At 50.9% G+C, this 12,059-nt stretch carries 9 protein-coding genes and 2 pseudogenes; 9 read left to right on the top strand and 2 right to left on the bottom strand.

Going from position 1 to position 12,059, the window contains the following annotated elements; genetic code table 11:
• Nucleotides 1-129: 129 nt before the first annotated feature.
• Entirely contained in the window at nucleotides 130-192 is a 63-nt protein-coding gene (gene yoeI, locus J4613_RS05230) for a membrane protein YoeI (RefSeq protein WP_096335044.1), read from the top strand.
• On the top strand, nucleotides 182-1,540 hold the full coding sequence (plaP, locus tag J4613_RS05225; protein WP_001519005.1) for a putrescine/proton symporter PlaP: 1,359 nt from the start codon (nucleotides 182-184) through the stop codon (nucleotides 1,538-1,540). Before yoeI ends, plaP begins: the two co-directional genes overlap by 11 nt.
• Before the next feature lie 135 nt (nucleotides 1,541-1,675).
• On the opposite strand, the gene sbcB is transcribed toward plaP, so the two are convergent.
• Nucleotides 1,676-3,106, bottom strand: a complete 1,431-nt coding sequence (sbcB, locus tag J4613_RS05220) for an exodeoxyribonuclease I (RefSeq protein WP_058805761.1) — start codon at nucleotides 3,104-3,106, stop codon at nucleotides 1,676-1,678.
• A gap of 159 nt (nucleotides 3,107-3,265) precedes the next feature.
• Between sbcB and J4613_RS22585 the strand changes: the two are divergent.
• Nucleotides 3,266-3,343, top strand: a pseudogene (locus J4613_RS22585) (hypothetical protein); the annotation flags it as partial.
• Nucleotides 3,344-3,472: 129 nt separating this feature from the next.
• Here the strand turns inward: J4613_RS22585 and sopA are convergent.
• On the bottom strand, nucleotides 3,473-5,821 hold the full coding sequence (gene sopA / locus J4613_RS05215; protein WP_111742312.1) for an SPI-1 type III secretion system effector HECT-type E3 ubiquitin transferase SopA: 2,349 nt from the start codon (nucleotides 5,819-5,821) through the stop codon (nucleotides 3,473-3,475).
• A 266-nt stretch (nucleotides 5,822-6,087) separates the two neighbouring features.
• Here sopA and J4613_RS05210 point away from each other — a divergent pair.
• The 6 genes and pseudogenes from J4613_RS05210 to sbmC form a co-directional block, all read left to right on the top strand.
• Nucleotides 6,088-6,180 (top strand): annotated as a pseudogene (locus tag J4613_RS05210) (heavy metal-binding domain-containing protein); the annotation flags it as partial.
• Between the two features lie 259 nt (nucleotides 6,181-6,439).
• Nucleotides 6,440-8,716 (top strand): thiosulfate reductase PhsA, encoded by a 2,277-nt coding sequence (gene phsA / locus J4613_RS05205; RefSeq protein WP_080192424.1) that lies wholly within the window; start codon nucleotides 6,440-6,442, stop codon nucleotides 8,714-8,716.
• Nucleotides 8,717-8,730: 14 nt separating this feature from the next.
• Nucleotides 8,731-9,309 (top strand): thiosulfate reductase electron transport protein PhsB, encoded by a 579-nt coding sequence (gene phsB / locus J4613_RS05200; RefSeq protein ID WP_001016236.1) that lies wholly within the window; start codon nucleotides 8,731-8,733, stop codon nucleotides 9,307-9,309.
• Nucleotides 9,306-10,070, top strand: coding sequence for a thiosulfate reductase cytochrome B subunit (gene phsC / locus J4613_RS05195; RefSeq protein WP_001092553.1), 765 nt, complete (start codon nucleotides 9,306-9,308; stop codon nucleotides 10,068-10,070). Before phsB ends, phsC begins: the two co-directional genes overlap by 4 nt.
• A gap of 123 nt (nucleotides 10,071-10,193) precedes the next feature.
• Nucleotides 10,194-11,366: a serine-type D-Ala-D-Ala carboxypeptidase DacD gene (dacD, locus tag J4613_RS05190; RefSeq protein ID WP_050067710.1), complete on the top strand. Its 1,173-nt coding sequence runs from the start codon at nucleotides 10,194-10,196 to the stop codon at nucleotides 11,364-11,366.
• A gap of 150 nt (nucleotides 11,367-11,516) precedes the next feature.
• Entirely contained in the window at nucleotides 11,517-11,984 is a 468-nt protein-coding gene (sbmC, locus tag J4613_RS05185; protein WP_000384326.1) for a DNA gyrase inhibitor SbmC, read from the top strand.
• The last annotated feature ends 75 nt before the right edge of the window (nucleotides 11,985-12,059 follow it).

Genomic DNA, 12,059 nt, shown 5'->3' with positions numbered 1-12,059 from the left:
CCGACGTTTTAATACGCGTCGGTTATTTTTTTGCTTCAAACACATCATTCAATACCAAGAGGCCGGGCTTCGTACCGGATAGATACTTACTTAAAAATCGACAGTTGTTGTCGCTGAGGAATCCAGAAAATGGGGCAATTTTTTGCTTACGCGACGGCATTCGCCGTAAAGGAGAATGACCATGTCGCATAACGTTACTCCAAACACCTCTCGCGTGGAATTACGTAAAACGCTTACGTTAGTTCCGGTTGTAATGATGGGTCTTGCCTATATGCAGCCGATGACGCTGTTCGATACATTTGGTATCGTTTCAGGCCTCACTGACGGTCACGTACCGACGGCGTATGCATTCGCGTTAATCGCGATTCTGTTTACGGCGTTAAGCTACGGGAAACTGGTGCGTCGCTACCCTTCCGCGGGTTCGGCGTACACCTATGCCCAGAAATCCATCAGCCCGACCGTTGGCTTTATGGTGGGTTGGTCTTCTCTGCTCGATTATCTGTTCGCGCCGATGATCAACATTCTGTTGGCGAAAATTTATTTTGAAGCGCTGGTGCCCTCCATTCCGTCATGGGTGTTTGTCGTGGCGCTGGTGGCCTTTATGACAGCCTTTAACCTGCGCAGCCTCAAATCGGTCGCTAACTTCAACACCGTGATTGTAGTGCTACAGGTGGTGCTGATTGCGGTCATTCTGGGCATGGTGGTTTATGGCGTATTTGAAGGCGAAGGCGCCGGTACGCTGGCGAGCACCCGTCCGTTCTGGTCCGGCGATGCGCACGTTATCCCGATGATTACGGGAGCGACGATCCTGTGCTTCTCCTTTACCGGCTTTGACGGCATCAGTAACCTGTCGGAAGAGACCAAAGATGCTGAGCGCGTGATCCCGCGTGCGATTTTCCTGACCGCGCTGATTGGCGGCCTGATCTTCATCTTTGCAACCTATTTCCTGCAATTGTACTTCCCGGATATCTCTCGCTTTAAAGATCCGGATGCGTCTCAGCCGGAAATCATGCTGTACGTGGCGGGTAAAACCTTCCAGGTGGGCGCGCTGATCTTCTCTACTATCACCGTGCTGGCTTCCGGTATGGCTGCGCATGCAGGCGTAGCGCGCCTGATGTACGTAATGGGGCGCGACGGCGTATTCCCGAAAAGCTTCTTCGGTTACGTTCATCCGAAATGGCGTACGCCAGCGATGAACATCATCCTGGTCGGGGCGATCGCGCTGCTGGCGATTAATTTTGACCTGGTGATGGCGACGGCGCTGATTAACTTTGGTGCGCTGGTCGCGTTTACCTTTGTTAACCTGTCGGTGATTTCGCAGTTCTGGATCCGTGAGAAGCGTAATAAAACGTTGAAAGATCACTTCCAGTATCTGTTCCTGCCGATGTGCGGCGCGCTCACGGTTGGTGCGTTGTGGGTTAACCTGGAAGAGAGCTCAATGGTACTGGGCCTGATCTGGGCGGGTATCGGGCTGATTTATCTGGCGTGCGTAACTAAAAGCTTCCGCAACCCGGTTCCACAGTACGAAGACGTCGCGTAATCGCGCGTATTATCGGCAATAGTAAAACCGGAGGCAGTGCCTCCGGTTTTTTGTCTGTCATCCAGCACGTTTGCCGGATGGCGATGTCACTATTTATCCGCTCTGGATTAACAATGCCCGTCAGGCATTGGTCAATTACACAATCTCGGTTGCGTACTGCCACAGTGATTTCAGCAACCCCAGCTTCGTTTTATCTTCCGCATACTGCTGAGAAAGCATCTGCAATTCATTGGCATACTGTTGTAAAAAATCCGGCGTCAGCACCTGACGGCGATGCTCCAGCCAGCGCTGCTGCTCTGCGTCATCCAGCGTACCGGGAAAATTGCGTGCGCGGTAATTAAACAGCAGCTTCTCAATGCGCTTATCGACAAAGGTAATATCCAGCGCGGGCAGGTTACGCGGCTCGGTTTCGAGTACGATTTTCATGGCTGCGCGATCGGCATCGCTGAAAAAACCATCATAGAGCTGGGCATCAACGTTATCCGAGGCGGCAAAAGGTTCGGCTTCGGCAAAAATCGCCACCACTTTGTCGCGGACCTGCGGGTTTTCACGCAACACTTTCAGGTTATCCAGGCAGTGCTGGCGGTTAATTCCCAGCCGGTCGGCATCCTCCGGGCGCAAGGTATTCGCCTGCGCCAGTACCGGACATTTATTGATATGCACCAGCTTTACCGGCACTGCGACGTGATCGCCAAGATCGGCTTTGGCCGTATAAAGCCGCTCGCGAAGGGTGTCGCTGTCCAGCTCAAGAAGAGGAGAAATATCGCCTGCTAAATCGACCATGATCACCGCGTTACGGTTTTCAGGATGCCACGCCAGCGGCGCGACCCAGCTTGTATTACCGCGCCACGCGCCAAACATGCCGGAGACATGCACCAGCGGCTTCATCTGCGGAACGTCAATCAGCGCCGCCAGTTTATGTTTACTGCGGTGGCTATAAAGATAATCAAACAGTCGCGGCTGGCGTGTTTTCACCAGTTGCGCCATCGCAATAGTGGCGTAGACATCCGCCATCGCATCATGCGCGTTGCTGTGTTCGATCCCGTTCGCCTGGGTTAAATGTTCCAGACGAAAGCTGGGCAGGCCGTCGTCGTTTTCCGGCCAGTTAATTCCCTCCGGGCGCAGCGCATAACAGGCGCGCATGACATCCAATAGATCCCAACGTGAATTATCATGCTGCCAGCTCCAGGCATAGGGATCGTAAAAGTTGCGATAAAAAATATTGCGCGTGACTTCATCATCAAAGCGCACATTGTTGTAGCCCACAACGCAGGTTTTAGGAACGGTAAACAGCGCATGAATGCGTCTGGCGAAAGCGGCTTCGTTTTCTCCTTTCTCACGCGCTTCCTGCGGCGTGATGCCGGTAATCAGCACCGCGCCGGGCTGCGGTAGATAATCATCGGCGGGTTTGCAATAAAACACCTCCGGCTCGCCAATAACGTTGAAGTCGTTATCCGTACGGAGCGCGGCGAATTGCGCAGGTCTGTCGAGGGCCGGATGCGTACCGAAGGTTTCGTAATCGTGGAAGAGGAATGTGCTCTGTATGCTGTCGTTTTTAACTGTCACTTGATGTACACGCCTGATGTTATCTGTATATGAAATATTTTATTCTTTTATTTTGTCGTTGATTGATTGTATTTGTACACCAATTGATATTGTTGCTAATGTTCGTACATGCGATGGTGAGTACATAAACATTAAAATCATTGAGTACAAAATACTAAAATGACCATCAGCGACACTAAACTACGCTCCCTCTATGGTAAACCATATTCCGGTCCATCTGAAATTACTGATTCTGATTTAGTACTGTATGGAATTTAGGCCAGGGGCAATCTGGCCGGGATCTCAAAAAATGCATGGACTAAAACGGGTCTATGTACAGAGGGACACAACGCTGTGTCCCTTAATTTCATGCGGGTTGAGGCTGGACTAGGCCCAGGCCAGTGGCAGGATGGATGACAGAACACTCGGGAAATATTTTCTGGCATGACGTTGCATACTATCCGCCACAACGCTGGTACAGGTAAAGGCGCCATGGAGGCCGTGAAAACGGTCGGACCAGTCGGTAAACTGTTCGCTGGACGGGAAGATCGCCGGAGACAGCTCCCAGGCTTTCTGCATCAGCGCCTCCGCATAGCCTCTCAGGGCCGGCGGAGAGTCATGCTCAGTGCCGAAAATGGCGCTGGAGGAATAGCGTGCGAATGCGGTACTGAGACAGAACAGGGTTTCCGCCTGCTTCTGTGGGGTGGCGTCAGTCAGGTGATAAGCACTGAGGATGTGCTGGTAGTGTGCCGGGCTGAGTTTGCCTTCAGGAAGCAAGGGGTCAAAAATGCTGGTCAGACGCGACACTGAGGCATCATCAATCAACTTTACGGTGGAATGTTTCTGGTTCGTGGCGGCAATAAACTGCTGGTTCAGTTCCCCGTGCTCTTCAGTGCTGAGGATGATATCAATCAGTTCCCCAAAGCGTCGCTGCACGGCCTGCTGATTAAATGCGGCGAGAAACACCGGAAAGTCATGACGGAATAACTCTACCGGAGAGATTTGCGCAGTGGAAACGTTCTCTCCGGCTCGCAGCAGGTAAAAGTTGTCCCATGTGGTGTCAGGAGTAGGGTTTAGCATTGTTAACAGCGTGTCAGTGGAGAGCATCATCGCCGTGTCTGAATTTTGGGAGGAAAGCAGCAGGAAATTATCTGCAGCGCGGGTTGTCCAGTCCGGGCTGCCGTCATAATTGCCGAAGAGCCCATTATGGATGTGGGGAGACACCGCCGGGTGAGCAAGATACTGTTCATAAAGCGCTGCAGCTTTCTGGCGGGTGCCATCAGTGCAGTCCACGCCTGTCATACAGTGTAAAATCACCTGATTAAAGAGTCCGCTGTGAGTGGTCATGGCGGCGCTGTTCCTGTCAAACGAATCCAGCAACACAGGCAGTATGCGCTGCTGATAATATGTGTCAGGAGCCGGCAGGGGAACGTCATTATAGGTCTGGCACTGGTGGGCAAAAAAACGTTCCTGAACAGGCCCGAGCCACTCGCTGATAAGCGCACTTTGCGTATAGGGGGGGTGGGCCAGTACGCTTACCAGCGAACTTTCAACTGGCCGGATACATGCCTCTGTTAAGCGGCCACCCCGCAATGACTTAACCAGGTTTTCCATTGCCTGGACTTTTTCCTGACTGTATTTATCGGGCAGGCTGTCAATGGTCATCAGAATACTTTTACCATTATTGTGCTCATGATTTAAAAATCCATCCACAGCGTTCTCAGTCCAAAGGAGTGGCATTTGCAGCCAGATATCACCTAGACGAATAAAATTTCCGCCCCCTGACACTGACGGAGGTGATGAATTATCCGGTTCATTTAAAATAACGCCAGAGAGGTTGGCTTTGTGACGTATAAGCGTATTTTTTAATGTTGTATCAATAAAAGAGGGCTGTTGTTGTGTAGTAATTGAATACTGTAAAACCACTTCATTCATGTCTGAATTACTAAATTTCGTATTACTGCAGACTACATCACTCAGTGTCGAGTAAGTGAATCGGCATTCGTCAAAATGTAAATGAGATATATCAGAATAAGTAAATTTTGAATTTGAAAAGTTGAACCCCTTAATAATATCGCCGTCTCGCTCCATGAAGCTGGGGGGCAATATTTTGCTGAATGTAATATTACGGAAATCTGCGTTTGAAAAATCGCGATCTGCGGCCGTAAGGGTTTCTCCGGCTTTCTGTCGTAAAACTGCATCCGTGAGTTTCTTAGCCCAGTCGGCAGGTGATGACGGGGAAGACGTAGCCTGAAGTGAGAGGGAGGGGGATACTGGTGGTGTTCTACCTTCAGAAACCGTGGGCCTGTTATTGGCTGATACAGAGACTCCACCGGGGAGCGGGGCCGCACCTGTCATTCTGTAATTATAATCACATGTTTGATTTGCAATATGCTTACGCATGAATGCTGCATTCATTTTTGAGACATCTTCTGCTGAAATATTTTTCTTGCCTGCATTATTTGTATCTTTAATATTTTTAACAGTAATCAATGTTTTGTTTAAGGTGTTTTTATCTTTCGGCTGAAAGAAGTCTTTTATTTTTTGTGGTAACGCGAACTCAATCGGTGAGTCCTTTCCTGTTTTAAATTTTTCATTTAAAGATGTATGCGTGTTTTTAACACTGGTTATTTTTGAGGCGAGCCCGTTTTTCGTATGTTCACGAATAGAGGTAATTAATTTTTTAACCTGGTTAGGAATAGTAGAAAAATTAATTGCGCCTGATGATATCTTCATTAGAATTCCTTATCAACATCATTATGGAAAAACGGTCTGGATTTTTAACGCCTTAAAAGTAAGCTTCATATGTCGGTATGGCGATGGAGATCACAATTCACCATGCTATCTGGCAGGTTTCTTTCAGAAAGTGTCCATCCTGTCATCATGTCACCGTATTGTGGGACGCTGGCGTATCTGCGGAAAAATCCAGGCATAAGAGAGCGGGTCGGGTAACGGAGCCCGTATGCACGCAAAAGTAAACCCGCTTCGATGCTCAACCAGCGTTTTTCGCCGGCATTTGGGATATCGTCGGCGGACGTTCCGGCGCGTATGAAAAAGAACTGCGTAAAGCGCGTGAAATCGCTTTTCAGGAAATAATCGTTTTCTTTTAAATATTATTACGTGTTATTGGAATTGTATCATTTTTATAATTAACAGCGGGTTGTTTGGTAATTCTGCTGATTATTCGATGACAGTCCATGTGCGTGTTCAGGAAATGTAAAATATTTATAAAATAAAAGGTTTTATCGTGTTGGCATGCTCATTTTAACAACTATTTCAAATTGTGATTGAAGCCGACATTTCATAATACAAATTAAATATAATCTTCAGCTATATCTAATAACAGGAGGTTATATGAGCATTAGTCGTCGTTCTTTTTTGCAGGGGGTAGGCATAGGCTGCTCTGCCTGCGCGCTGGGCGCTTTTCCGCCCGGGGCGCTGGCGCGCAACCCGATTGCCGGCATTAACGGTAAAACCACGCTAACGCCAAGTTTGTGCGAAATGTGTTCCTTTCGTTGCCCTATTCAGGCGCAGGTAGTCAATAACAAGACCGTTTTTATCCAGGGCAATCCTTCTGCGCCGCAGCAGGGGACGCGCATATGCGCCAGGGGCGGGAGCGGCGTCAGCCTGGTCAATGACCCGCAACGGATTGTAAAACCTATGAAACGCACCGGGCCACGCGGCGACGGTGAATGGCAGGTGATTAGCTGGCAACAGGCTTACCAGGAAATCGCGGCGAAAATGAATGCCATCAAAGCGCAGCATGGCCCCGAGAGCGTGGCTTTCTCTTCCAAATCGGGCTCGCTCTCCAGCCATCTTTTCCATCTGGCTACGGCCTTTGGTTCGCCTAATACCTTTACTCACGCCTCAACATGCCCTGCCGGGAAAGCCATTGCGGCAAAAGTGATGATGGGCGGCGATCTGGCGATGGATATCGCTAACACGCGCTATCTGGTTTCGTTTGGCCACAATTTGTATGAAGGGATTGAAGTTGCCGATACCCATGAGTTAATGACCGCGCAGGAGAAGGGGGCCAAAATGGTGAGCTTCGATCCGCGTTTGTCGATATTTTCCAGCAAGGCGGATGAGTGGCACGCTATTCGTCCCGGGGGGGATTTAGCGGTTCTGCTGGCGATGTGCCATGTCATGATTGATGAACAGCTCTACGATGCGTCTTTTGTTGAGCGTTATACCAGCGGATTTGAACAGTTAGCACAGGCGGTAAAAGAGACGACGCCGGAATGGGCCGCCGCGCAGGCCGATGTCCCAGCCGACGTTATTGTCCGGGTGACACGCGAACTGGCTGCCTGCGCGCCTCACGCTATTGTCAGTCCTGGTCATCGCGCGACGTTCTCGCAGGAAGAGATCGATATGCGGCGTATGATTTTTACGCTTAATGTGCTGCTCGGTAATATTGAGCGCGAAGGCGGGCTATATCAGAAAAAAAACGCGTCTGTTTACAATAAACTGGCCGGAGAAAAGGTCGCGCCAACGCTGGCGAAACTCAACATTAAAAATATGCCGAAACCGACGGCGCAACGCATCGATTTGGTCGCACCGCAGTTTAAATATATCGCCGCTGGCGGCGGCGTGGTGCAAAGCATTATTGACGCGGCGTTAACCCAGAAGCCTTACCCGATAAAGGCGTGGATTATGTCGCGGCATAATCCTTTCCAGACCGTCACCTGTCGTTCGGACCTGGTAAAAACCGTTGAGCAACTGGATCTGGTGGTCAGCTGCGATGTCTATTTGAGCGAGAGCGCGGCATATGCCGACTATCTGCTGCCGGAATGCACCTATCTCGAACGGGACGAAGAGGTATCCGATATGTCGGGACTGCACCCGGCTTACGCTCTGCGCCAACAGGTCGTAGAGCCGATTGGCGAGGCGCGTCCGAGTTGGCAAATCTGGAAAGAACTTGGCGAGCAGTTGGGATTAGGGCAGTACTATCCGTGGCAGGATATGCAGACGCGCCAACTCTATCAGTTGAACGGCGACCATGCCTTAGCGAAGGAACTGCGACAGAAAGGGTATCTCGAATGGGGCGTTTCGCTGCTATTACGCGAACCAGAATCCGTTCGTCAGTTTACGGCGCGTTACCCCAGCGCTATCGCGACGGACAGTGACAACACCTATGGCGAACAGCTTCGCTTCAAATCGCCCTCCGGCAAAATCGAACTTTATTCCGCAACCCTGGAGGAATTGCTCCCTGGCTACGGCGTTCCGCGCGTTCGTGACTTTGCGCTGAAAAAAGAGAATGAGCTTTACTTCATTCAGGGCAAGGTGGCCGTGCATACCAATGGCGCGACGCAGTACGTACCTTTACTCAGCGAGCTAATGTGGGATAACGCGGTCTGGGTTCATCCGCAAACGGCGCAAGAAAAAGGCATTAAGACCGGCGATGAGATCTGGCTGGAAAATGCCACGGGTAAAGAGAAAGGTAAGGCGCTGGTGACGCCCGGTATCCGCCCGGACACGCTTTTTGTCTATATGGGATTTGGCGCTAAAGCTGGGGCCAAAACGGCGGCGACGACACACGGTATCCACTGCGGAAATTTACTGCCGCACGTGACGAGTCCGGTATCCGGTACGGTAGTGCATACCGCAGGCGTGACGCTGAGCCGGGCATGAGGGAGGAGGGAACCATGAATCATTTAACGAATCAGTACGTCATGCTGCATGATGAAAAACGTTGTATCGGCTGCCAGGCGTGTACCGTTGCCTGCAAAGTGCTTAATGACGTACCGGAGGGATTTAGCCGCGTACAGGTACAAATTCGCGCCCCTGAACAGGCATCCAACGCACTAACCCATTTTCAATTTGTCCGCGTCTCCTGTCAGCACTGTGAAAATGCGCCATGTGTCAGCGTTTGTCCTACCGGAGCGTCATATCGTGATGAAAACGGGATCGTGCAGGTGGATAAATCGCGCTGTATTGGCTGCGATTATTGTGTTGCCGCGTGTCCTTTCCATGTGCGCTATTTGAATCCGCAAACCGGTGTCGCCGACAAGTGTAACTTCTGCGCCGACACGCGGTTGGCGGCTGGCCAGTCTCCGGCGTGCGTATCCGTTTGCCCAACGGACGCGCTGAAATTCGGCAGACTGGATGAGAGCGAGATCCAGCGCTGGGTCGGTCAGAAAGAGGTCTATCGCCAGCAGGAGGCGCGTAGCGGCGCGGTCAGTCTGTACCGTCGTAAAGAAGTCCATCAGGAGGGTAAAGCATGAATACTATCTGGGGAGCGGAACTACATTATGCGCCAGATTATTGGCCGCTGTGGTTAATTTACGCAGGCGTCGTGGTGCTGCTCATGCTTGTTGGGTTGGTTATCCATGCGTTATTGCGCCGGATGCTGGCGCCAAAAACGGCAGGCGGCGAAGAGCATCGTGACTATCTCTACTCGCTGGCGATTCGCCGTTGGCATTGGGGAAATGCGTTACTGTTTGTTTTATTACTGTTAAGCGGTTTATTTGGTCATTTTTCTCTCGGCCCTGTAGCGCTAATGGTACAAGTGCATACCTGGTGTGGTTTTGCCTTACTGGCTTTCTGGGTCGGGTTTGTGCTGATCAACCTCACCACAGGTAACGGGCGTCACTATCGGGTAAATTTTTCCGGACTGGTAACGCGCTGCATACGCCAGACGCGTTTTTACCTTTTTGGCATTATGAAAGGGGAAGCGCATCCGTTCGCGGCAACAGAGCAGAATAAGTTCAATCCACTGCAACAACTGGCATATCTGGCGATTATGTACGCGCTGGTACCGCTGTTAATCATCACCGGTTTGCTGTGTCTCTATCCGCAGGTTGCGGGTCTGGGCCCTGTGATGCTGGTGCTGCATATGGCGCTTGCTATCATCGGCTTACTGTTTATTTGCGCGCATCTCTATCTGTGTACTCTTGGCGACACGCCGGGACAAATTTTCCGTAGCATGGTTGACGGCTATCATCGTCATCGTACCGCGCCGCGCGGGGATAAGTCCGCCGTCTGAGCGTATCCATAAAATAATGTCAGCAAGAAAATGTGCCTTGTGTCACATTTTCTTGCAATTTATCCATGTTTGTTTAACTGAACTTCCGTAAAAAGAACGGCAAATTGAGACCATCCTGAGGACATGCTGTTGAAACGCCGTTTGTTTATTGCCGCTTCTTTATTCGCGATGCACCTTTCTCCTGCGCTTGCGGCCGATGCCGTAAGTTTTGCTCCCCAACCGCCAGCCATTGATGCAGGCGCCTGGGTGTTGATGGATTACACTACGGGACAGGTTCTTACCGCCGGTAATGAACACCAGCAACGTAATCCCGCCAGCCTTACCAAGCTAATGACGGGCTACGTCGTCGATCGCGCCATCGATAGTCATCGTATCAGCCCTGACGATATCGTCACCGTTGGGCGCGACGCCTGGGCGAAGGATAATCCGGTGTTTGTCGGCTCCTCGTTGATGTTTTTAAAAGAAGGAGATCGCGTGTCGGTGCGTGATTTAAGCCGTGGCTTAATCGTGGATTCCGGTAACGATGCCTGTGTGGCGCTGGCGGATTATATCGCGGGCGGGCAGCCGCAGTTTGTGGCGATGATGAACAGCTATGTGAAAAAACTCAATTTACAGGATACCCATTTTGAAACCGTCCACGGTCTGGATGCGCCGGGACAACATAGCTCCGCGTATGACCTGGCCGTACTCTCCCGGGCGATTATTCACGGTGAACCTGAATTTTATCACATGTACAGCGAGAAGAGCCTGACCTGGAACGGCATCACACAGCAGAACCGCAACGGCTTGTTGTGGGATAAGACCATGCATATTGATGGGCTTAAAACCGGACACACATCGGGGGCGGGGTTTAATCTTATCGCATCGGCGGTGGACGGGCAGCGTCGACTTATCGCCGTCGTGATGGGGGCGAAAAGTTCGAAAGGCCGTGAGGAACAGGCGCGAAAACTGTTGCAGTGGGGCCAGCAAAACTTTGCGACGGTGCAGATTTTGCACAGCGGTAAAAAAGTGGGCAGCGAGCGAATCTGGTATGGAGATAAAGAAAAGATTGCGCTGGGTACGGAACAGGACTTCTGGATGGCGCTGCCTAAAGCGGAAATTCCGCATATCAAAGCAAAATATGTGCTGGATAGAAAAGATCTGGAGGCGCCAATCGCCGCTCATCAGCGGGTAGGTGAAATAGAGCTCTACGATCGAGATAAACTGATCGCTCAGTGGCCGCTGGTCACTCTGGAATCGGTGGGTAAAGGCGGTATGTTCTCTCGTCTGAGCGACTATTTTCAGCATAAAGCGTAAGCCGTTGTCACATACCGTTCACCGTCACCTGAAGTGTCAAAAGGGCGGGAGCGCGAGGTTGCTCACAAAATGATCACTCTGTCCTTGTGACCGTAAAATGCCGCAATTATACTGTATATACATACAGCATGATAAAGTAACGGAGGCAGCATGGATTACGAAATCAGGCAGGAACAAAAACGCAAGATAGCCGGCTTCCACATGGTCGGTCCATGGGAACACACCGTGAAGCAGGGTTTTGAACAACTGATGACGTGGGTGGATCGACAGCGGATCGTGCCAGTTGAATGGATTGCCGTCTATTACGACAATCCAGATGTCGTACCTGCGGAAAAACTCCGCTGCGATACCGTGGTGTCCGTGGCAGAGAATTTCATCCTGCCGGACAATAGCGAAGGCGTAATCGTGACCGCCATTGAAGGCGGCGAATATGCCACTGCTGTCGCGCGTGTGGAAGACCGTGACTTTGCGAAGCCGTGGGAACGGTTTTTTGATGTCCTCGAGCAGGATAGCGCTTATCAGATAGCCTCTGCGCCCTGTTTTGAAACCTATCTGAATAACGGCATGGAAGATGGATACTGGGATATTGAAATGTATATTCCGGTACAGCGGAAGTGATCGACTGGTTTCCTGGCTGAAAAGAGCGGACGGATAATGTGTTCCGTCCGCCAGTGCGCTATTTTTGCTATAAAG

The sequence above is a fragment of the Salmonella sp. 32020114201800008SM genome, assembly GCF_017572025.1.
In the GTDB taxonomy this organism is placed as follows: domain Bacteria; phylum Pseudomonadota; class Gammaproteobacteria; order Enterobacterales; family Enterobacteriaceae; genus Salmonella; species Salmonella enterica.
The sequence above is the reverse complement of the archived record's forward strand: the minus strand, read 5'-3'. Positions and strand labels throughout refer to the sequence as shown.